Below are 23094 nucleotides of genomic sequence, written 5' to 3'. Positions count from 1 at the left end.
CAATACTTAAAAAACAACGACTTCCAATTGTCATTCAGAGCAAAAAGAAGTTTCTAAAACTTCTGGATACCTATTATTACTAAAATCCACAACTATTGAAAACGATAGACAAAATACCAACATCAAAAATATCCAGAGCGACTAAATTAGTCACTACTGGAGCAAAAGTTGGTGTAAATTATTTAAAATATTACGGTGACAAAATCACCAAAACTGAAGCCGAAGCTAAAGCGAGACTTAACGAAAACAATGCTGAAGACATCTATGATGGTTTAAAGCAATTAAAAGGAAGTGCGCTTAAAGTAGCACAAATGTTAAGCATGGAAAAAAGTATTTTACCACAAGCTTATGTAGAGAAGTTTTCGTTGGCACAATTTTCTGTACCACCACTTTCTGCGCCTTTAGTTAGTAAAACTTTTAAAAAATATTTCGGGAAATTACCAAGCCAAATTTACGACACTTTTAATCTAAATTCTGTAAATGCAGCCAGTATTGGACAAGTGCATTTAGCCGAAAAGGATGGAAAAAAACTTGCTGTGAAAATTCAATATCCAGGTGTTGCAGATAGCATTGCTAGCGATTTGGCTATGGTAAAACCTATTGCCATAAAAATGTTTAATATTAAAGGAAAGGACTCTGATAAGTACTTTCAAGAGGTAGAAAACAAATTAGTAGAAGAAACTAATTATATTTTAGAAGTTGAGCAAAGCAAAGCTATTGTAGCAGCTTGTAAGCACATCCCTAATTTAAAGTTTCCAAACTATTACGAAGCATTATCTTCCGAGCGTATTATAACTATGGACTGGATGGAAGGCGAACACCTTTCTGAATTTACTGCATACAACACAGATCAAAACAAAGCAAACCAATTAGGTCAAGCGCTTTGGGATTTTTATATGTACCAAATGCATGTTATCAAAAAAGTACATGCAGATCCACATCCAGGAAACTTTTTAGTATCTAAATCTGGCGATTTAATTGCTTTAGATTTTGGATGTATGAAAGAAGTACCTCAAGATTTTTACGTGCCTTATTTTGAATTAGCAAAACCAGAGGTAATCAACAATAAAGAAGCGTTTACCGCTAAAATGTACGAATTAGAGATTTTAAGAGAAGAAGACACTCAAGAAGAATTAGATTTTTTCTCGGCAATGTTTCATGAGTTATTAAGCTTATTTACAAAACCTTTTCACGAGGATACTTTTGATTTCTCAGACCCTAAATTTTTTAACGCTATTTCAGAAATGGGACAACGTTACAGTAAAAGTACAGAATTAAGAAAAATGAATGGAAACCGAGGTTCTAAGCACTTTATTTACATAAACAGAACCTTCTTTGGTTTGTATAATTTAATGTTTGATTTAAAAGCAAAAGACGTTCAAATTAACAATTACAAAACGTTATAAATGGCTTATTTTAATTTAAAACAGATTCAGGAATTAGAGCATTTATATAAAATTAATTTAATTAATAGTTGCTCTGGTTTTAAAAGTGCTAATTTAATTGGTACAAAATCTACCAAGGGACAAGAAAATGTAGCTGTATTTAGTTCGGTAACACACATTGGTAGCAATCCGCCTTTATTGGGCTTTTTTTGCAGACCAACAACGGTAACACGTCACACGTATGACAACATAAAAAAGACAGGCGTTTATACTATAAATCACATTGATTTAAACAATTTTGAAGACGCACATCATACCTCTGCTAAATACGACCAGTCGATTTCAGAATTTGATATGACTGGTTTAGAATCAGAATACAAAGATAATTGTAAAGCGCCATTTGTAAAAGGCGCACCAATTCAATTAGAAATGAAATTTATTGAAGAATATCTAATCGAAGCAAATAACACCATATTAGTAATCGGAGAAATTCAAGGCTTGTATATTAATGGTGATTTATTAGAAGATGATGGATTTATAAATCTATCCAAAGCAAATATTGCTGCCATTAATGGTTTAGATGGATATACAATCCCTAAATTAGAAAAACGCTTAGAATACCAAAGACCTAAAAAATAAATAAATTAAAAATATTGATAAACACAACGTCAGTTCGAGTGATTTTTTGAAGAATGAAAAAAATTGTATCGAGAACAACATAACACTTAAAACCAAACCCATGAGAATATTAGTAACAGGAGCAACAGGTTACATTGGTAAGCGCATTATCCCGTTACTATTAGAGCAAGGACACACAGTAGTTTGTGCAGTTAGAGGTAAATTACGTACAGAACGTAAATACTCTCAAGAAGAAAATTTACACGTTATTGAGGCTGACTTTCTAAAGCCTGAAACTTTAAGTAATATTCCAAAAGATATTGATGCTGCCTATTATTTGATTCATTCTATGTCAAATTCGGTAGATCAATTTCATCAAATGGAAGAAGACTGCGCAGTTAATTTCAAAAACTATATTGAAACAACTAACGCCAAGCAAGTCATTTATTTAAGTGGTATTACAAACGACACCAAATTATCCAAGCATTTATTATCTAGAAAAAATGTCGAAACAACCTTACAATCCCAGCACTACGCCTTAACTGTTTTTAAGGCAGGTATAATTGTAGGTTCTGGAAGTGCTAGTTTTGAAATTATAAGAGATTTAGTAGAAAAACTTCCTGTAATGGTAGCACCAAAATGGTTAAATACAAAAACTCAACCTATTGGCGTTAGAGATGTCTTAACATTTTTAATTCGTGGTCTAGGAAATACAGAATTATACAATACTTCACACGATATTTTTGGACCAGAAGTCATGACATATAAGCAAATGTTATTAAAATTTGCTGAAGCCAGAAAATTAAAGCGCTACATATTAACTGTACCTGTAATGACCCCAAAACTATCCAGCTATTGGCTATATTTTGTAACGTCAACGTCTTATAAATTGGCTTCATCATTAGTAAATAGCATGGGAATTGAAATTATAGGCGAAAAAAGTAACATCAACCAATTATTAGACGTCACTCCTATGTCCTACAAACAAGCTGTAGAATTAGCTTTTGTAAAGATTGAAGGTAACGATATTATTTCAAGTTGGAAAGATGCACTTATTAATAGCCGATTTAAAAAACGAGCCTCCACACAATATTTAAAAGTACCAAAACATGGTTGTTTTACAGACATAAAAGAGCGCGAAGTAAAAGACGAGCAGCGTACACTTGAAAAAATCTGGGCTATTGGTGGCGAAAACGGTTGGTATTACGGTACGTTTTTATGGAAAATCAGAGGTTTTTTAGATAAACTAGTTGGTGGTATTGGTTTACGTCGTGGACGTACTAATAAAACTAAAATTAAAACTGGAGATGCTTTAGACTTTTGGCGTGTCCTTTTAGCAGATAAAGAACAACAACGTCTAATACTCTTTGCGGAAATGAAACTTCCCGGAGAAGCCTGGTTAGAATTTAGAGTGGCCAAAGGTAAAGTTTACCAACGTGCTACTTTTAGACCTAGAGGATTGGCTGGTCGTTTGTATTGGTATAGCGTACTCCCTTTTCATGGTTTTATTTTTAAAGGGATGATTAACAAATTAGCCAATGCCTAAAAATATAAAAAAACAAAACCTTCCAACCAAAACATGCCCAACCTGCCAATTACCTTTTACTTGGCGTAAAAAATGGGAAAAGAGTTGGAATGACGTAAAATATTGTAGTGAAAAATGCAAACGAAACAAAACAAAAACAGCTTAGTTTGGTTTAAAAACGACTTAAGAACTCAAGATAATATTGCACTTAAAAATGCAATAGAAAACAGCACATCTACTATTGCTGTTTATTGTTTTGACCCAAGACAGTTTAAATTATCTCCCTTTGGGTTTAAAAAGACAGAAAACTTTAGAGGGCAGTTTTTAATTGAGACTATAACGGATTTAAAGCAACAGTTAAAGCAGCTTAATATTCCGTTGTTCGTTTACACGGAAACTCCAGAACATGCCATCCATGACTTAGTTAAACTACATAATATTTCGACTGTATATCTTCAAAAAGAATGGACAGACGAAGAGGTTTCTGTTATCAATCAAGTAAAAGCTAATCTTACAGATGACATAGAATATATTGAAACTTACGACCAGTTTTTATACCATCCGGAAGATATTCCGTTTAAAACGGAAGCATTACCTCACGTATTCACACAATTCAGGAAACAATGCGAAAAACTAAGTACAATCAGACCTTTAAACGTCACTAATTCAGCTACAGCTGAAAACTTCAACATAACAAACAACACAACTATTCCGACTTTAAAAGATCTAGGATTGGATGCTATTACTCCGCATCCTAATAATGCGTTTCCTTTTAAAGGAGGAGAAGCCGAAGCTTTAAAACGGTTAAATAATTATTTTTTCGAAACCAAAAAACTAGGCTTTTATAAAAAAACTAGAAATGGATTAATAGGTACAGACTTTAGCTCTAAGTTTTCGCCATGGTTAGCAAACGGAAGTTTGTCTGCAAAACAAATTTATTACCAAGTCAAACGTTTTGAAAATGAGCATGTAAAAAATGAATCTACGTATTGGCTAATTTTTGAATTGATTTGGCGCGATTATTTTAAATACGTGTCCTTAAAACACGGTAACCAACTATTTAAAATAGGTGGTATTTTAAACAAGAAATACAACTGGTCTACAAATCAAACAAAAATTAAACAATGGATTGATGGTAACACGACAGAACCTTTTGTTAATGCTAACATGCTTGAGCTTAAAAAAACAGGTTGGATGAGTAATCGTGGACGACAAAATGTTGCCAGCTATTTTGCAAAATCTTTAGAATTAGATTGGCGTATTGGAGCAAGTTATTTTGAAAGTATGCTTATAGATTATGATGTGCACAGTAACTACGGAAACTGGATGTATGTTGCAGGCGTTGGAAACGATCCAAGAGACCGAAAATTTAACGTAAAACTCCAAGCAGAACGCTATGATACTAACGGGAAATATCAACGCTTATGGCTGCAAGATATCCTTTTTTAAAACACATTAGCTTCAGTGATTTAATAGTCACGAGCGTAGCGTGTCAAGACAATTATAACACAAAACTTATACAGTTGTAAACTCCTTCCTTTAGCTAAAGTAAGGTGGGTTTTCTTAAAAAAACTCGGAAGGTTTGACCTAAAAGGCGAAGCACTTTTAAAATAAATAAAAAAACTAATTACCATTGAAAACATTAAGACTAATACTTGGCGACCAACTAAACAGTAAACACAGCTGGTACAAAAACACTCCGGAAAATACAGTGTATTGTTTGTTCGAAATGCGTCAAGAAACCGACTACGTTACTCATCACATCCAAAAAGTTATTGGTTTTTTTGCTGCCATGCGTGATTTTGGTCAACATTTAAAAGACCAAGGTTTTACTGTACAATATTTAAAATTAGACGACAGTAAAAACACGCAAAGCTTAACAGACAACCTTAAGTTACTAATTGAAGAACATAACATTACTAAATTTGAATATCAATTACCTGACGAATATAGATTAGACGAGCAATTGTCAACTTTTTGTAAATCGTTAGATATAGATACAGAAGCATTTTTAACAGAACATTTTTACACAAAACGTCAAGATTTAAAACAGTTTTTTAAAGGTAAAAAACAATACCTAATGGAAAATTTTTATCGTGATATGCGTAAAAAACACGATATACTAATGGTTGCAGAACAACCTGAAGGCGGTAAATGGAATTACGATAAAAGTAACCGCAATAAATGGAAAGCAGAACATCCTATTCCGCCTTACAAATATTTCAAAAACGATATTGAAGCTATTGTAACGCTAATAGAAAAAGAGGATATTAAAACCATAGGTAATTTAGACACCAAAACCTTTAGTTATCCTATAAATAGGCAACAAGCACTAGAGCAACTTAAATATTTTTGCGAAGTATTGCTGATTCATTTTGGAGATTACCAAGATGCCATGCACACAGACCAAGTTTATTTATTTCATTCTAGGTTATCTTTTGCAATGAATCTAAAATTAATTTCGCCTAAAAACGTAGTCGATACTGTACTTAATTATTGGCGCAAACATGGCGACGATATAAATATTAGTCAAGTAGAAGGTTTTATTAGGCAAATTTTAGGTTGGAGAGAATATATGCGTGGCATGTATTGGGCTTTAATGCCAGAATATAAAACGCTTAACTATCTTGAAAACAACAATAATTTACCAGATTTTTATTGGACAGGAAACACAAAAATGAATTGCCTTAAACAATCCATTAACAATAGTTTGGACAATGGTTATGCACACCATATCCAACGCCTAATGGTTACTGGTAATTTTGCATTATTAGCACAAATAGATCCTGATCAAGTGGACGCCTGGTATTTGGGTATTTATGTGGATGCTGTGGAGTGGGTTCAGCTTCCTAATACCAGAGGGATGAGTCAATTTGCAGATGGCGGAAAAATAGCAACAAAACCATACGTGTCTAGCGGAAGTTACATACATAAAATGGGAAATTACTGCGATAGTTGCCACTATAATAAAAAAGAAAAATTGGGCGACAAAGCCTGTCCATTTAACAGTTTGTATTGGAATTTTTTGGATGACAAGCGCAAACAATTAGGTGACAATTTCAGAATGAAAATGATGTACAGCCTATTAGATAAAATGGAAGCCAAACAATTAAGTAGCTTAAAGGAAAGAGCACAACAAATTATTGAAAATCCTGATAGTTTTTAAAAAATATCTCGATACAATTTTTAGAGAAAAACTAAAAACCACTCGATGTGACGATTACGTAAAAGAATAGATAATAACAAAATTAAAAACGTAAAACAATCACACAACGTCACTTCGAGTGATTTGTGAGGCACGAACAAATTGTATCGAGAAGTAATAAAGAGAAATCAATAAAAATGAAACAAAACCTAAGCATAGTATGGCTAAAACGCGACCTTCGACTACAAGATAACGAAGCCATTACTAATGCTTTAAACTCAGGTCAGCACACGCTCCTACTCTACACTTTTGAAGATTTTTTATTACAAGACAAACATTATAGCCAGCGTCATTGGGACTTTGTAAAACAATCTTTAGAAGATTTAAGCGCACAATTAAAACCATACAATTCCAAAATAATGGTTGTCCAAAATGACATCCAAAAGGTTATAAAAACCATCAACACAACTTTTAACGTCACAAACGTATTTTCTCATAAAGAGACAGGTATTTTATCTACGTTTAAACGAGATATCGCTTTCGCGGAATTTTCGGCCAAAAACACTATTGTTTGGTCAGAAAATGACAATAATGGTGTGCAACGTGGACTAAGCAACAGAAATACATGGTATCAGAATTGGGACAATTATATGATGCAAGCAGAGTTTCTGTTTCAACCGAAACCAAATCAACTACTAAATATAAATCAAATTGAATCGCTTGAATCGAAACTAAACACAATTTCCGTGTCAACGGGCATTTCAAAAACATTTCAAAAAGGAGGCACAACAACAGGATTAAAATACATGCAATCGTTTTACAACGGTAGGTATCACAATTACATGTACCACATTTCAAAACCATTAGATGCTAGAACGGGCTGCAGCAGGTTATCCCCTTACATTGCTTGGGGAAATCTATCTATAAAACAGGTTATTAATGGCGCATCAGACGTTGTAAAACACAAAACACACAAAAGACACTTAAACGCATTTGTATCCAGACTACGTTGGCAAGCACACTTTATACAAAAGTTTGAAATGGAACATCTAATGGAGTTTAAAAGTGTAAACAAAGGCTACCATCAACTTAACAAACCCGTTAATTTAAAATATCAAGACGCTTGGAAGAATGGGCAAACAGGCTTTCCTTTAGTAGATGCATGCATGCGCTGTTTAAAAGAAACTGGATATCTAAATTTTAGAATGCGTGCTTTAGTCGTTTCCTTTTTTACGCATAACTTATGGCAACCTTGGCAAGATATGAGCGCGCATCTAGCAAGCTTATTTTTAGACTTCGAGCCTGGTATACATTACCCACAAATACAAATGCAAGCTGGCGAAACAGGTATTAATACGTTACGTATTTACAACCCTTTAAAAAATAGCATAGAACATGATCCTAAAGGTCAATTTATCAAAAAATGGGTTCCAGAATTGGCATGTCTAGAAGCACCATTTATTCATAATCCAAGCGATATGTCCTATTTTGACCAGCAACTGACAGGATTTCAGCTTGGAACTGATTATCCTTACCCAATAATTAACGAAAAGCGAACCAGAACATTTGCAAGTGACACACTATGGAACATGAAAGACAATGTTTTGGTAAAAAAAGAAAGTTATCGTATTTTAAAACGACATACCTTAAGTGACCGTAATAAATTACTTCGCAATCAATAAGTTACTTCTATTTAAGGATAATTAAATTTAATATGTTAAATATTGTTTAACGTTAACTTAAAAAGGTTAAACATTTTGTATATTTGAGTATAATTAATCAGAAAACAACTTTTGTTACTAAATACAACACATACTAATAAGGAGAACAACAAACTAATTGATGACATCGTTGGTAAACCTTTTAGTCTTATACAATCTATTAAGATGAGAGGTGTAGGATCAAAAAGAATGATTGTTGACGAAGTTAGTCCTAATATGGCATCAATTTTGAATACAGTTAGTGATACTAATTATGGGAATATAGAGTTAAGACCAATTGGTATATTAATACACATAACAAAAGGCTTGAAAAATTTTACTTGGGCCATACCATATTACCAACTAGTAGTTTACAAAACAAATGGGTCTAGTATTCACTCAAACGGAAAATTTATTCATTTTAGAAATAATAAAACCTTTAAAGAGAATAAAAAGTTTTTTGATAAATTAATGAATGAGAAGATAAAATATGACGAACAATTTAATTTTTCGCCACTTTAAATGACAAAAGAATTTACAATTGAAGAATTAGATCGCATTATTGAAATGGCATGGGAAGATCGCACACCTTTTGATGCTATAACATTTCAATTTGGGTTAAAAGAGCAAGACGTTATTACATTAATGCGTCGTGAAATGAAACCTAGTAGTTTTAGATTATGGAGAGCCAGAGTGCAAGGTAGAAATACAAAACACAGCAAAAAAAGAGTGTTTGAGGATGGACGCTTTAAATGCTCAAGACAAAAACAAATTACTCACAATAAAATATCTAAACGTTAGATATTTACAAAAACTGCTTTGATTTGGCTTGATTGACCAAATACAGCATATAAAAAGATAAAATGATTAAACAAGACATAATGCCAGCCCTAAACCATCAAGACCTTAATGGTATTGACTATCAAGACATTGGAGACGATCACATGTATACAGGTCTTGAAACACCTATGAAGCGTGACGCTTTCAAGTTTTCTGATGAAGTAAAGAAAGAAAAAATTGCTATACTTTTTGAAGAAATAATGGATGTTATGGGTTTAGATTTAACAGATGATTCATTAAAAGGCACTCCAAAAAGAGTGGCAAAAATGTACATTGATGAAATATTTTCTGGATTAAACCCTCAAAATAAGCCAAAAATTGCGTTATTTGACAATAAATACAAATACAATCAAATGTTGGTGGAGAAAAACATTACCTTCTACTCCAATTGCGAGCATCACTTTGTACCCATTATAGGTAAAGCTCATGTAGCTTATATTTCTTCAGGGAAAGTTATAGGCTTATCAAAATTAAACAGAATTGTACAGTATTTCGCTAAACGTCCTCAGGTACAAGAACGCTTAACAAACCAAATAGCAGAAGAGCTAAAAGCCGCATTGCAAACTGATGATGTTGCTGTTATAATTGATGCCAAACACTTGTGTGTATCGTCACGAGGCATTAAAGATGAAACTTCTGCAACAGTGACGACTTTTTATGGTGGAAAATTTAATACGCCAGAAAAAATAGCCGAATTACAAAATTATTTAAAAGAGTAGCATTATGAGTATCGTAGAAAAAGCAATAGAGTTTACAGAAAAAAAACACAAGTTTATTACAACAAGTGATCGTATTCTTGCGTCAAGAGAAGCTAAAGATTTAATACTTGGTGTGAATGAGCTTTACAAAGAAAACAAAGATCCTAAGTTAATGGATATTATGAAAGATTTGACTGCTATCAAACAAAAGATTGAAAAACGATTAAAAGGAAGACCATCTGCTGCATAGGCACTAGATTATAATCCAAATGACATATTAAGTGGTATTAATTAATAAGAGAAATCTTATTGATACCACTTTTTTTATACCTAAAAATCAAAAAAACCATGAAAAATTTAGTAATTATAGGAGGAAGTAAAGGTATAGGTAAAGCCATTACACAAACTTTTTTAAACACGCACAAGGTAATAAACATAAGTCGCACTAAACCTGACTTTGAGCATGATAACCTTACACATCATAATTGTGACATACTAACTGAAGTATTACCTGATATAGAAGCAGTGGACACACTAATTTATTGTCCAGGAAGTATTAATCTTAAACCTATAGGTAGATTAAAATTAGATGATTTTAGAGCAGATTTTGAAATTAACGTCATTGGCGCAGTTAAAGCAATACAAAAGTACATTGACCCTTTAAAAAAAGGAAACAATCCGTCCATTGTATTATTTAGTACTGTCGCTGCAAAATTAGGTATGCCTTTTCATGCTAGCGTTGCTGCCTCTAAAAGCGCAATAGAAGGACTAGTTAAATCTGTAGGAGCAGAAATGGCTCCAACTATTAGGATTAACGCTATTGCACCAACAGTTACAGACACTGAATTAGCCTCTAAACTATTACGTAATGAGAAAATGATTGAGAACATAACAGATAGACATCCTCTTAAAAAGTTTTTAAATCCTCAAGAAGTAGCAGATATGGCCCAGTTTTTAACCTCAGACAAAGCTTTGTCACTCTCTGGTCAAGTCTTTGAAATGGATTGCGGTATAGTAAGTTTTAAAATCTAATAGCATGAATCCATTTAAAGCATTTGTTGCTACTTTTTTTTCTAGAAGTAATCCTAAAATTGATTTAAAAAATCTACCAAGCATCTACGATATTAAAATTAATAGTTTGCAAGGACAACCAATTAATTTAAGTGCTTTTAAAGGCAAGCACATCTTATTTGTTAACGTTGCTTCCAAATGTGGTTTTACACCACAATACAAAGATTTACAAATCTTACACGATACATATAAAGATAAATTACAAATTATAGGAGTGCCATGTAATCAATTTGGAAATCAAGAACCTGGAGATGCTAATGCGATAGAAGAATTTTGTGAAGTAAATTACGGAGTTTCATTTTTAATTACCGAAAAAATAGATGTTAAAGGACACAATCAACATCCTTTATATGCTTGGCTTACACAACAACAAAAAAACGGTAAAAGTAATTCATCAGTAAAGTGGAATTTTCAAAAATACATTGTTAGTCCAGAGGGTCAATTATTAGACTACCTATACTCTACTTCTAATCCAAATAGTTCAAAAATCACTAAATATTTAAAATGAAACAACTTTTACTTTTCTTAATATTTAGCGTCATTAATTTTGGTGGATTAGCCTTTGGAAGCTGGTTAATGGATAATGGTCCTTTATCAGATTGGTACACTAATTTAAATCAGGCACCTTGGACACCACCAAGATGGGTTTTTGGTGTAGCATGGACGTTAATAATGCTGTGTTTTTCGATTTACCTATCCAAATTATTTTCACTTGTAAAAAGTAAAAAATTAATTTTAGTTTATGTTTTACAAGTATTTTTAAATGTTAGTTGGAATTATATTTTTTTCAATTTACATCAAGTGTTTCTAGCTTTAATAGTCATTGTAGCATTAACTATTGTCATTTTATATCTATTTGTTAAGTATAAACAAACACTCAAAAATCTAAGTTATTTATTGTTTCCATATATCATATGGCTAATAATTGCTACTTCATTAAACGCTTATATTTTAATATATAATTAGACTAATTATTATGAAAATTTATAGATTACATAAAAAACAAAACTTACCAATTACAAAAGCGCAAGCTTGGGATTTTTTATCAGACCCAAAAAACCTAAAAACAATAACTCCAGATTACATGGGATTTAATATCTTGTCTGGAGCAGATAGACCCATGTTTGCAGGACAAATTATACAATACATTGTGACACCTGTTTTAGGTATAAAAACAAAATGGGTAACAGAAATAACACACGTTAAAGAGGGTGAATATTTTGTAGATGAACAGCGTTTTGGACCTTATGCCTTATGGCATCATAAACATTTTATTAAAGAAATTGATGGTGGTGTAGAAATGGAAGACATCATAGACTATAAAGTCCCTTTTGGCATTCTAGGACAGCTAGTACATCCCATAATAGTTAAACCTAAACTAGAAGAAATTTTTAATCACAGAACGAAAAAATTGGAAGCACTTTTTGGAAAATATTAATACATGAAAACACCTATAAACATTTTTTGGTTTAGACGCGATTTAAGGTTAGATGACAACGTTGGTTTTTTTAACGCGTTACAATCTGACCATCCTGTTTTACCAATTTTTATATTTGATAAATCTATATTAGATCAATTACCTAAAGACGATGCACGTGTAAGTTTTATATATAATACTTTACAAAACATGCGTGACACATTACAAGCAGAACACCAAAGTAGTATTGCAATGTATTATGATAATCCAAAAGATGTTTTTAAAACTTTGATGGATGAGTATACTATCGATACTGTTTTTACAAATCACGATTACGAGCCTTATGCTACAAAAAGAGATAAAGAAATAGAAAATTTATTATCAAAAAACGAGATTAAATTTAAGACCTATAAAGATCAAGTTATTTTTGAGAAAGATGAAGTTGTAAAAAAAGATGGTGACCCTTATGTTGTCTACACACCTTATATGCGTGTATGGAAAGAAAACTTTAAATCTTATAATCTAGAAATTTTTTATACAAATTCCTACCTAAACAATTTAGTAGAACATACAAGATTGCCAAACTTAAGCTTGTCCGATATTGGTTTTAAACAGTCATCACAAAAAATAGAAGACTACACAGTTACACCAACATTGATTCAAAATTACGAAGCTACTAGAAACTTTCCTGCTAAAGATACCACCTCTAAATTGGGTCCTCATTTACGTTTTGGAACAGTAAGTGTCAGAAAAATGATAAAAAAAGCTATTGCAGAAAACAATGAAATTTTCTGGCAAGAATTAATTTGGAGAGAATTTTTTATGCAAATATTGTGGCATTTCCCTCAAACACATAAAGATGCCTTCAAAGCAAAATATGATCGTATAGAATGGCGTAATAATGAAACCGAATTTAAAGCATGGTGTGAGGGTAAAACAGGTTATCCATTAGTAGATGCTGGCATGCGCCAACTAAACCAAACAGGTTTTATGCATAATCGCGTACGTATGTTAGTGGGTAGTTTTTTATGCAAGCATCTTTTAATTGATTGGCGTTGGGGTGAAGCTTATTTTGCCGAAAAACTACATGATTATGATATGTCTAGTAATGTTGGTAATTGGCAATGGGTAGCTGGATCAGGAGTCGATGCCTCTCCTTATTTTAGAATATTTAATCCAACAACTCAAATTGATAAATTTGATAAACAACATGACTATATTAAACAATGGGTTCCGGACTATCAGGAGCTTACCTACCCAAAACCCATTGTTGACCATAAAGAAGCAAGAGAGCGTTGTTTAAAAGTTTATAAGGAAGCGGTTAGCTAATATGTGTATAGGAGGTCAAAACCTAGACTGTGTAGAACAACTGTATGCAGACAATGTGGTTTGTAAAGAAATGCCAAGAATGCCAGGAGAAATAACCTCTGGAAAACAAAATATTTGGAATAAAAGTAAACAATGGCTAGAAAATCTGGAAGCGTTTCATGCCATTCCTATTAGCGATCTAGTTGTCGTACAAATTTTTTTTACTGCAAAAATGACTTTTGATTGCACATTTAAAGACAGAGGAAGATAACAAATGGAAGAAGTTTGTGTCTATGAAGTAAAGGATGGTAAAATTACTAGTGAGCAGTATTTTTATAATATATAATAAGTCTAATGCCTATTTAAAACTAAAAAAAGCTTCAATTTTTAATCGAAGCTTTTTTTAATAATTTTATTTTCTTTTGAAATAAATTTCAATAACAACGTCCTCTTCTTTATTTACTGATTTCATAATAAGATTTTCGTTATCTAATTGTACTACTTTGTATTGTTCTTCAGGAACATATTCTTCTTTTATTGTCAGTGTTTTTTCATCTTCATTATATATCCAAGTACCAGAATGTTCAGTATCAATAGTGCCTTCATTAGTTATATACGAATTGACTATACCATTTTCCAAAAATTCAATATAATTCCTGTCTTCTTCTTTTTCTTGCTCAATTGAATTGACCGTTACTTTATCAATTTCCCATTTACCTAATATCTTATCTATTGATTGAAAAGATAATAATGTAAATACTAATACTAAAATTAATGGTGTTTTCAAGCTTTTCATAGGTACTAATTTCCTTCTAAACGTTCTATTTTGGCTCCAATAGCTTGTAAACGTTCTACAATTTTTTGGTAACCTCTATCAATCTGTTCAATATTATGAATTGTTGATGTTCCTTTGGCAGATAATGCAGCTATTAATAATGATATACCTGCTCTAATATCTGGAGACACCATTGTTGTTGCTTTTAACTGAGACTTGAAGTCATGACCCATTACTGTTGCTCTGTGTGGATCGCAAAGTATAATTTTTGCTCCCATATCGATAAGTTTATCTACAAAAAACAGACGACTTTCAAACATTTTTTGATGTACTAAAACTTCACCTTTTGCTTGAGTAGCTACTACTAATACAATACTAAGCAAATCTGGTGTAAATCCAGGCCAAGGTGCATCTGCAATTGTTAATATAGAACCATCAATGTAATTTTGTATTTGGTAACCATCTTTATGTGCAGGAATGTAAATATCATCCCCTTTTCTTTCAACAGTAATTCCTAATTTTCTAAACACATTAGGTATTTGTCCTAAATCATCCCAACTTACATTTTTAATAGTCAGTTCACTTTTAGTCATTGCTGCTAAACCAATCCAACTCCCAATTTCAATCATATCTGGTAGCATGGTATGCTCTGTTCCGCCTAAGCTATCAACACCTTCAATAGTTAATAAGTTAGAACCAACACCTGATATTTTTGCTCCCATACGGTTAAGCATTTTGCACAGTTGTTGCAAATAAGGCTCACATGCAGCGTTGTAAATGGTTGTTGTACCTTGTGCTAATACAGCTGCCATAACTATATTTGCTGTTCCAGTTACAGAGGCTTCGTCTAAAAGCATGTCTGTCCCAATTAATTTATCTGCTTCTACACCGTAAAAATAGTCTTCACGATTATATCTAAATTTAGCTCCTAAATTAATAAATCCCTCAAAATGAGTATCTAAACGACGACGTCCAATTTTATCGCCTCCTGGTTTTGGGATATACCCTTTACCAAAACGTGCTAATAAAGGTCCAACCATCATGATTGACCCTCTAAGTCCACTACCCTCTTTTTTAAAATCGGCAGTTTGCATGTAGTCTAAATTAACTTCGTCTGCTTGAAACGTATAAGTTTCGTCTTTTATCTTGTTAACTTTAACGCCTAAATTACCTAATAGGGTAATTAATTTATTAATGTCAATAATATCAGGAATATTATTTATGGTTACTTTTTCTGGAGTTAATAAAACTGCACATAATATTTGTAATGCTTCGTTTTTTGCGCCTTGAGGCTGAATATCTCCTTTTAGTTGGTGACCACCTTCAATTTTAAATGTTCCCATAAATAGTATTAGTATCTTTTTCTGTTTCTGTTTTGATTATTGTTTTTCTTTTGTCCTGTTTTTTTATTAGAACTGTTAGAATACTTTTTGCCACTAGAGGCTTTCATTAATCTAGTAGAGTCTGTTAAATCTTCGTCTGTATTTTTTAAATTAATTTTACCATCAGACAATTCATATAAATGATCATAAATCACATCATCCTCTACTGTATCTTTATTCCAATTTAAAAAACACTTTTTCATGTGATTAGCAATGGTATATGTCAATGCTTCTTTCATTTCGCCATCTTCCCAAGTGTTTGCGACGTCAATCATGGTTTTTATATTATTACCATAAAATCTATATTTTGGAAAATTTTGAGGATACTTTAAAGGTTGTGGACGCTCTGACAGTTCTTCTTTTGAAGGAGCACCATAAGGTGAATCTGCATCTAGCTCAAAATTTGACATTATAAATAACTGATCCCATAATTTGTGCTGAAAATCGGCTACATCGCGCAAATGTGGTTGCATGTTTCCCATTACAGCTATTATAGATTTAGCTAGTTTATTACGCTCTTCTTTGGTCTCTTGTGCTTTAGCATGATTAATCATTTTTTGAATATGGCGTCCATACTCTGGAATAATTAAATGTTCACGCTCTGTGTTATACTCTATATCGTCTATCAAAATAAAAAAAGTGTAGAAAGTTATATGTGTTGCATTGAAGTCTCTAATGCTTGTGCAAAATACAAAAAAAAATTAAAGACTTATCACGCCTTCAACTTTTTCTGTAACTTCAAGATACTTTTCTATAACATGATCAGGGTTTTTCATTGTTACATTAATAGATACGCTTGTATATTTACCGTTACTAGACTCTTTTGTTCTAATTACTGATCCCATATTATCAAAGATAGCTTCAATTTCGGCTATTTTTTGTAAATCGGATAATACAATAAATTTATATAAATATTCATTTGGCCACATCGCTGTGTCCTGTAATTGCGCCTTTAATTTTGCGTAAAATTCTTCTGGATTTGGTGTCTTATTCATACCTTTTTAATGAGCAACAAATATACCATTTTGTTTATATTTTTTTTTAAAGAATATATTTCGGATTTTTACAAATAAATTATTTCCCTTTGAAAGCAAAAAAAATAGTAATTACAGGAGGTCCAAGCACAGGAAAATCGGCAATTATAAACGAATTAACTAAGCGTGGCTATACTTGCTACGAAGAAATTTCTCGTCAAGTGACGCTTGAAGCAAGAGAAAAAGGTATTGATCAAATGTTTTTAACGCAACCGTTATTGTTTAGCGAGCTATTATTAAAAGGTCGCGAGCAACAGTATAAAGACGCTGAAAATAGCGATAGTGAATTTGTTTTTTTAGACAGAGGTGTTCCTGACGTTGTGGCATACATGGATTATGCAAACGAAGATTATCCTGATGCTTTTATAAAATCGTGCCAAGATAATGTGTACGACTACGTATTTATATTAGCACCTTGGCAGGAAATTTACCAAAGTGATGCTGTGCGTTACGAAAGTTTTGAAGACGCCAAAATTATTCATGAAAACCTTTTAAAAACTTATAATAAATACGATTACCACTTACAAGATGTTCCGTTTGGTAGTATAGAGACTAGAGCGCAACATATAATTGATGTTGTTAAAGCATTGTAATGGCGCATCCAATAAACATATTAGAACGTTATTGGAAATTTACGGATTTTAGACCATTACAGGAAGATATTATTAATGCTGTAATTAATAACGAAGACACTTTTGCATTGCTACCAACAGGTGGCGGAAAAAGTGTTTGTTTTCAAATACCTGCTTTAGCTAAAGAGGGTATTTGTATTGTAATATCTCCATTAGTTGCATTAATGAAGGATCAAGTTAATGCCCTTTTAAATAAAGGGATTAAAGCTATTGCATTAACTAGCGGAATCCCAAATAAAGAAATAGACACCCTTTTAGATAATTGTATCTACGGAAACTATAAGTTTTTATATTTATCACCAGAGCGTTTACAGCAAGAGCTAGTGCAAGATCGTATTAGACAGATGAATGTTAATCTTATTGCTGTGGATGAAGCCCATTGCATTAGTCAATGGGGAAACGATTTTAGACCAGCTTATAAAAACATAAATATATTACGACAATTACATCCAACAGTTAACGTTATTGCCTTAACAGCAAGTGCAACACCAGAAGTGGTGGAGGATATTATAACCGAATTGGACTTTATTAGTCCTAAAGTTTTTAAACAATCTTTTTACAGACCTAATATTGCTTATATGGTTTTTGAAGAAGAGGATAAGTACTTTAGACTTGAAGCCATATTGCTTAAAAACAAACAACCCTCAATTATATATGTTAGAAACAGACGTCTAACATTAGAAATAACCCAATACCTAGAAAGTAAAAACATAAGCAGCACTTACTATCATGGAGGATTAAACAATACTATGAAAGACCTACATTTAAACGATTGGTTAAGTAGTAAAAAACAAGTTATGGTTGCCACCAATGCTTTTGGAATGGGAATTGATAAATCTGATGTAAAAACAGTAATACATATTAACTTACCTGATAGTATAGAAAGTTATTTTCAAGAAGCGGGACGTGCTGGTCGTGATGAAGCTAAAGCTTATGCTGTAATTTTAAAAAACAACAATGATAATACCACTTTAAACAATCAGTTTTTAAAAGTTTTACCAACGGTAGATTTTGTAAAAATTGTTTACAGAAAACTATTTAGCTATTTTCAAATATCCTATGGTGAAGGTGCATATCAAACCTTTGATTTTAATTTTAATGAGTTTTGCAAAACTTATAAATTTAACACTGTAACTACTTACAACGCCTTAAACATATTGGACAATACCAGTATAATAACGCTTAGTAAGCAATTTAATAAACGGATTGAGGTCCAATTTTTAATTAGTAGTCACGCCTTATTTAAATACTTGGACGCACATAAAGATTTTGAAATTATTATAAAGTCTATATTAAGAACTTATGGCGGAATTTTTGAGCATAGTACAAAAATAAATAGCAGTCTTATTTCTGATAAAGCAGGAATTAAAGAAATGAGACTTGTATATGTTTTAGAACAATTAGCTAAAGATGAAGTTATTACATTACTTATTAATAAAACAGATGCTCAAATTACCTTTATAGAACCTCGTGAAGACGAAAAAACCATAAATCGTATTGCATCAATAATTAAACAACAAAACACATTAAAACAAAAACAAGTACAAGCAGTATTGGATTATATTAATAATGACCAACTTTGCAAAAGCATACAACTACTAACTTATTTTGGTGAAAAAGATGTACAACCTTGTGGGATTTGCAGTGTTTGTATTTCCGCGAAAGCGAAACCTAAAACAGATATTAAAACAGTTAAAAATAAAATAATTGAATGCTTAGAATTTGGAGACAAAAACTCTAAAACATTATTTAAAACGTTACCTTTTACAGAAGAGGATATAAACAATACACTAAAAAAACTATTAGAAGATGACATTGTAGAACTTACAAAAACTAATAGTTATAAATTAAAACATATATGAATAAAGACATAAAAATTGTATTTATGGGTACACCAGAATTTGCGGTAACGACCCTTAAAACTATTTTAGATCAAGACTATAATGTAGTTGGTGTTATTACAGCACCAGATAAACCTGCTGGACGTGGACGTAAAATACACGAGTCTGCAGTAAAAGTATTTGCAAAACAAAATGGCTTAAATATTTTACAACCTACCAATTTAAAAAGTGACGATTTTTTAAACGAATTAAAAGCTTTGGAGGCAAACCTTCAAATAATAGTCGCTTTTAGGATGTTACCTAAAGTTGTTTGGGATATGCCAAAGTATGGCACCTTTAATTTGCATGCCTCATTACTACCAAACTATCGAGGTGCAGCGCCAATAAACTGGGCTATAATTAATGGTGAAACAAAAACAGGTGTATCCACCTTTTTTATTGACGAAAAAATTGATACTGGCGAAATGATTTTGCAAAAGGACATTGCAATCGATCCTTCTGAAAACGCAGGAAGCCTACATGATAAATTAATGATGTTAGGTAGTGACTTAATAATAGACACTATAAAACTTATTGAAAAAGGTGATGTTACAACTACACCACAGTCCGAAGATGCCATTTCTAGAACAGCATATAAGCTTAACAGAGATAACTGCAAAATAGACTTTACACAACCTATCGAAGCTATTTACAATAAAATAAGAGGATTAAGCCCATATCCTGCTGCTTGGTGCGAATTGCATAATAATGACGACGTTTTAGATATCAAAATTTATAAAGCTGAAAAAGAATTTGAAGACCATAATATAGAAGTAGGTACAATTATTAGCAATAAATCTACACTTAAAGTAGCTGTTAAAGAGGGTTTTATAACTATATTAGAATTAAAATTACCTGGAAAACGAAATATGGAAGTAAAATCTCTTTTAAATGGTTATAATTTTGACGAAGACGCAAAACTTCGCTAAACCCTTAGTATCATTGATATAACTATAAACCATTAAAAAAACGTCCTCTTTATTAACAAATGCTATAAGTTATTAACAAATGTGCGCATTTCCCTTGCTATTACTTGCATAGTAGCATAATCCGTATAAATTTGTAAAAGGATTTAACAAAAACTGTTAATCAACTATTTATTAATAATTAAAATTAAAATTATGAACAAAACAGATTTAATCGATGCTATGGCAGAACACGCAGGAATTACTAAAGCAGCTGCAAAGAAAGCTTTAGAGTGTGCGTTAATCGAAATTGAAGGATCTTTACAAAAAGGTAATAGAGTTTCTTTAGTAGGTTTTGGTTCTTGGTCAGTATCTAAAAGAGCTGCAAGAGACGGAAGAAACCCACAAACTGGAAAAACTATCAAAATCAAAGCTAAAAACGTAGTTAAGTTTAAAGCTGGTTCTGATTTAGCAAATGCTGTTAACTAGTATTTGTTTAAAATATTTCAAAAAGCCTTCAATATTGAAGGCTTTTTTTATTTTATATACATCATATACTTTGTTTATTAAATAAATAATGCTACATTTAAGAAACAAATCCTTTTAAAATGACTACAACCAAACCAGAAAAGGGTGACTTATTAATCGCAGAGCCTTCTATAATAGGAGATATGTCTTTTAATAGATCTATAGTACTGCTTACTGATTATAATAAAGAAGGCGCTATAGGTTTTATTTTAAACAAGCCCTTAAATTATACTATCAGTGATTTAATACCAGAATTAGATGCTTCTTTTAAAGTCTACAATGGTGGCCCTGTGGAACAAGATAATTTATATTTTATACATAAGCGTCCAGACTTAATCCCTAATAGTGTAGAGATTTCTTTAGGAATTTTTTGGGGAGGAGATTTTAATATTGTCGCTAATTTAATTGCTGAACAAAAAATCACAGCAAATGATATCAAATTCTTTTTAGGCTACTCTGGATGGGAAAGCAACCAATTGGAAACTGAACTTAAATCCAATGCATGGGTTGTTACAAAAAATACCTACAAGAAAGATATTATTGAAAAAAGCTATGAAACCCTTTGGAAAGAAAAAATGGTCGAGTTAGGTGGTGACTACTCCATTTGGTCTAATGCACCTGAAAACCCAAGTTATAATTAGCCTAATCTAACTTTCACATTTAGCTTTTGTAACAACATTTTTGTTGTATCATTTTTAAATACCTTTTTTCTATATTTTGTAATAGGCTGGATACCTTGTATAACGTTTGTTAGAAATAACTCATCTGCTTTTTGAAGCTCAAAAGGAGATATTGATGTTTCTTCGATGGTGTAATCTGGCAAAAGTTTAATAATATCAATTAATTGTTTTCTTAAAACACCTTTTAAACAACCATCAGATAATGGAGCTGTTTTTATGGTATTACCTTTTACTAAAAATAAATTTCCATTTAAGGCCTCTACGACACTTTTATTAGTATTTATTAATAAACAATTGTCTAATCTGTTTTCTTTTGCAAAAATGCTTCCTATTACATTTAACGCTTTATTATTTGATTTGAGTGTTGTCAATAAACTTGGAGACAAATAATGATCTTTAAACAAATCTACCTCATAATTTTCTTCGTTTAAAAGATAAAAATCACTGTCTATTTTTTTTACACTTATTACAAAGTTAATCGTATTGTTTTCAGGTAAATATAACCCACCTTCCACTCTATCAACCTGAATTTTCACACGTGCAGATTGTGTATTTAAATCGTTAGCCTTTAAGGTATTTATAATTTGCTCTTCTATAAACTCCATTGTAAAATCCATTGGTATTTGCATTCGCATAATACGCATGGATGCCATTAATCTAAAGTAATGATCTTCAAAAAACAATAATTTACCATGTACCGCTTTTATAGTTTCAAAAAGCCCATCTCCATAGGAATAGCCACGATTATTATTAGAAATTACTAAATTATTTTCTTGAATTTTACCGTTAAAATTTATCATAAAAAAAGTCCCATTTTTCAATGGGACAAATATACTTTAAATGTATTTATTTTTAGGCAGAACCTAATACTTGTTTTAAATCAGAAATTTGATTAGTCCAAAGCATTTTAGCTTCATCAACTTCATCTTCTTCAGCAAAATCAGTAATAATTATTGATACATCTTTTGTTATTTCGTCTACTTGAATTTTTATTTCGAAAAAATATGGTTCATCCTCATCCGCTAACCATTTAAACTTAATACGCTCGCCAGATTTTTTTGTAATTAATTTAGCCTGCTCCTCAGAACCATCCCAAATAAATTTATATAATTCTCCTCTAGAATTTACGTTATCAGCAAACCACTCTGACAATCCTGAAGGTGTCGATATATATTGGTATAGTAATGATGGTGAAGCATGTACAACAAACTCCATCTCGTACTTTATTTTATCTTCCATTTAATTGTAGTCTTGTAAATTTTATTTTGTCCAATATATACATTAATTAATAAGTTTAGAAAATATTTCAAATAAAAATTTTTATTTAAAATAATGTTTGCCAACAAGAATAATGTTTATATATTTGCACTCTCAAAATTATGGCGAGGTAGCTCAGTTGGTTAGAGCGTTGGATTCATAACCCAGAGGTCAGGGGATCGTGCCCCCTTCTCGCTACAAATGTAAAACGATTGTAAATAAGCGGTTTAGTCTTCTAAACCGTTTTTTTTATGCTTAATTTTAAACAGATTATTACATTTGCGTACGAAAGTGAATACGATAATGCATACGAT

The 23094-nt window shown here is 31.7% G+C and carries 27 protein-coding genes, 1 tRNA gene and 1 pseudogene; 23 read left to right on the top strand and 6 right to left on the bottom strand.

The window, feature by feature from the left end; all coding sequences use genetic code 11:
- The first annotated feature begins 95 nt into the window (after positions 1-95).
- The 17 genes and pseudogenes from WNY60_RS00260 (at position 96) to WNY60_RS00180 (ending at position 14053) form a co-directional block, all read left to right on the top strand.
- Positions 96-1406: an AarF/UbiB family protein gene (locus WNY60_RS00260; protein ID WP_342861077.1), complete on the top strand. Its 1311-nt coding sequence runs from the start codon at positions 96-98 to the stop codon at positions 1404-1406.
- Entirely contained in the window at positions 1407-2024 is a 618-nt protein-coding gene (locus tag WNY60_RS00255) for a flavin reductase family protein (RefSeq protein WP_342861075.1), read from the top strand.
- 100 nt (positions 2025-2124) lie between these two features.
- Positions 2125-3549 carry an SDR family oxidoreductase gene (locus WNY60_RS00250; RefSeq protein ID WP_342861074.1) on the top strand — a complete coding sequence of 475 codons (1425 nt, stop codon included), beginning with the start codon at positions 2125-2127 and terminating at the stop codon, positions 3547-3549.
- On the top strand, positions 3542-3694 hold the full coding sequence (locus WNY60_RS00245; protein WP_342861073.1) for a DUF2256 domain-containing protein: 153 nt from the start codon (positions 3542-3544) through the stop codon (positions 3692-3694). Before WNY60_RS00250 ends, WNY60_RS00245 begins: the two co-directional genes overlap by 8 nt.
- Entirely contained in the window at positions 3664-4977 is a 1314-nt protein-coding gene (locus WNY60_RS00240) for a DASH family cryptochrome (protein WP_342861072.1), read from the top strand. The genes WNY60_RS00245 and WNY60_RS00240 overlap by 31 nt, the downstream gene beginning before the upstream one ends.
- Positions 4978-5161: 184 nt before the next feature.
- Positions 5162-6694: a cryptochrome/photolyase family protein gene (locus WNY60_RS00235; protein WP_342861071.1), complete on the top strand. Its 1533-nt coding sequence runs from the start codon at positions 5162-5164 to the stop codon at positions 6692-6694.
- Between the two features lie 176 nt (positions 6695-6870).
- Entirely contained in the window at positions 6871-8355 is a 1485-nt protein-coding gene (locus WNY60_RS00230; RefSeq protein WP_342861070.1) for an FAD-binding domain-containing protein, read from the top strand.
- A gap of 111 nt (positions 8356-8466) precedes the next feature.
- Positions 8467-8895 carry a hypothetical protein gene (locus WNY60_RS00225; protein ID WP_145002036.1) on the top strand — a complete coding sequence of 143 codons (429 nt, stop codon included), beginning with the start codon at positions 8467-8469 and terminating at the stop codon, positions 8893-8895.
- A complete protein-coding gene (locus WNY60_RS00220) occupies positions 8896-9174 on the top strand; it encodes a TIGR03643 family protein (RefSeq protein ID WP_292948500.1) in 279 nt (92 codons plus the stop codon).
- Between the two features lie 62 nt (positions 9175-9236).
- The gene (gene folE / locus WNY60_RS00215; RefSeq protein ID WP_145002038.1) at positions 9237-9932 is read left to right on the top strand and encodes a GTP cyclohydrolase I FolE; all 696 of its coding nucleotides are present in this window, start codon (positions 9237-9239) and stop codon (positions 9930-9932) included.
- A gap of 4 nt (positions 9933-9936) precedes the next feature.
- The gene (locus WNY60_RS00210; RefSeq protein ID WP_145002039.1) at positions 9937-10161 is read left to right on the top strand and encodes a hypothetical protein; all 225 of its coding nucleotides are present in this window, start codon (positions 9937-9939) and stop codon (positions 10159-10161) included.
- A gap of 98 nt (positions 10162-10259) precedes the next feature.
- Entirely contained in the window at positions 10260-10943 is a 684-nt protein-coding gene (locus WNY60_RS00205; protein ID WP_342861067.1) for an SDR family oxidoreductase, read from the top strand.
- A 4-nt stretch (positions 10944-10947) separates the two neighbouring features.
- Positions 10948-11490, top strand: a complete 543-nt coding sequence (locus WNY60_RS00200; protein WP_145002041.1) for a glutathione peroxidase — start codon at positions 10948-10950, stop codon at positions 11488-11490.
- Entirely contained in the window at positions 11487-11948 is a 462-nt protein-coding gene (locus WNY60_RS00195; protein WP_342861066.1) for a TspO/MBR family protein, read from the top strand. The genes WNY60_RS00200 and WNY60_RS00195 overlap by 4 nt, the downstream gene beginning before the upstream one ends.
- A gap of 10 nt (positions 11949-11958) precedes the next feature.
- A complete protein-coding gene (locus WNY60_RS00190) occupies positions 11959-12420 on the top strand; it encodes an SRPBCC family protein (protein ID WP_339809109.1) in 462 nt (153 codons plus the stop codon).
- A gap of 3 nt (positions 12421-12423) precedes the next feature.
- The gene (locus WNY60_RS00185) at positions 12424-13728 is read left to right on the top strand and encodes a deoxyribodipyrimidine photo-lyase (RefSeq protein WP_342861064.1); all 1305 of its coding nucleotides are present in this window, start codon (positions 12424-12426) and stop codon (positions 13726-13728) included.
- 1 nt (position 13729) lies between these two features.
- Positions 13730-14053 (top strand): annotated as a pseudogene (locus tag WNY60_RS00180) (SnoaL-like domain-containing protein).
- 66 nt (positions 14054-14119) lie between these two features.
- Here WNY60_RS00180 and WNY60_RS00175 read toward each other — a convergent pair.
- From WNY60_RS00175 to WNY60_RS00160, 4 genes are all read right to left on the bottom strand, one after another.
- Positions 14120-14503, bottom strand: coding sequence for a lipocalin family protein (locus tag WNY60_RS00175; protein ID WP_342861063.1), 384 nt, complete (start codon positions 14501-14503; stop codon positions 14120-14122).
- Between the two features lie 5 nt (positions 14504-14508).
- On the bottom strand, positions 14509-15825 hold the full coding sequence (murA, locus tag WNY60_RS00170) for a UDP-N-acetylglucosamine 1-carboxyvinyltransferase (RefSeq protein WP_145002047.1): 1317 nt from the start codon (positions 15823-15825) through the stop codon (positions 14509-14511).
- An 8-nt stretch (positions 15826-15833) separates the two neighbouring features.
- A complete protein-coding gene (locus tag WNY60_RS00165) occupies positions 15834-16493 on the bottom strand; it encodes a DUF4290 domain-containing protein (RefSeq protein WP_145002048.1) in 660 nt (219 codons plus the stop codon).
- A gap of 72 nt (positions 16494-16565) precedes the next feature.
- Entirely contained in the window at positions 16566-16859 is a 294-nt protein-coding gene (locus WNY60_RS00160) for a DUF493 family protein (RefSeq protein ID WP_145002049.1), read from the bottom strand.
- Between the two features lie 89 nt (positions 16860-16948).
- On the opposite strand from WNY60_RS00160, the gene WNY60_RS00155 reads away from it, so the two are divergent.
- The 5 genes from WNY60_RS00155 (at position 16949) to WNY60_RS00135 (ending at position 21484) form a co-directional block, all read left to right on the top strand.
- Complete coding sequence (locus tag WNY60_RS00155) at positions 16949-17491, top strand: ATP-binding protein (RefSeq protein ID WP_342861062.1); 543 nt, start codon at positions 16949-16951, stop codon at positions 17489-17491.
- Positions 17491-19392, top strand: a complete 1902-nt coding sequence (locus tag WNY60_RS00150) for a RecQ family ATP-dependent DNA helicase (RefSeq protein WP_342861060.1) — start codon at positions 17491-17493, stop codon at positions 19390-19392. The genes WNY60_RS00155 and WNY60_RS00150 overlap by 1 nt, the downstream gene beginning before the upstream one ends.
- Positions 19389-20339, top strand: coding sequence for a methionyl-tRNA formyltransferase (gene fmt / locus WNY60_RS00145; RefSeq protein WP_342861059.1), 951 nt, complete (start codon positions 19389-19391; stop codon positions 20337-20339). Before WNY60_RS00150 ends, fmt begins: the two co-directional genes overlap by 4 nt.
- 192 nt (positions 20340-20531) lie before the next feature.
- Complete coding sequence (locus WNY60_RS00140; protein ID WP_028281811.1) at positions 20532-20804, top strand: HU family DNA-binding protein; 273 nt, start codon at positions 20532-20534, stop codon at positions 20802-20804.
- A 119-nt stretch (positions 20805-20923) separates the two neighbouring features.
- Entirely contained in the window at positions 20924-21484 is a 561-nt protein-coding gene (locus WNY60_RS00135; protein ID WP_145002053.1) for a YqgE/AlgH family protein, read from the top strand.
- On the opposite strand, the gene WNY60_RS00130 is transcribed toward WNY60_RS00135, so the two are convergent.
- Entirely contained in the window at positions 21481-22323 is an 843-nt protein-coding gene (locus WNY60_RS00130; protein WP_342861058.1) for an aminotransferase class IV, read from the bottom strand. The two genes, WNY60_RS00135 and WNY60_RS00130, sit on opposite strands and share 4 nt — an antisense overlap.
- 52 nt (positions 22324-22375) lie before the next feature.
- Positions 22376-22762 carry an START-like domain-containing protein gene (locus WNY60_RS00125; RefSeq protein ID WP_145002055.1) on the bottom strand — a complete coding sequence of 129 codons (387 nt, stop codon included), beginning with the start codon at positions 22760-22762 and terminating at the stop codon, positions 22376-22378.
- Positions 22763-22904: 142 nt separating this feature from the next.
- Between WNY60_RS00125 and WNY60_RS00120 the strand changes: the two genes are divergently transcribed.
- Positions 22905-22978: transfer RNA gene (locus tag WNY60_RS00120), tRNA-Met, on the top strand.
- Positions 22979-23094 lie beyond the last annotated feature (116 nt).

It is taken from the genome of Olleya sp. AS48 (genome assembly GCF_038900355.1).
Taxonomy (GTDB): Bacteria; Bacteroidota; Bacteroidia; order Flavobacteriales; family Flavobacteriaceae; genus Olleya.
Note: the sequence above shows the minus strand (reverse complement) of the source record. Positions and strands in the feature narration are given on the sequence as shown.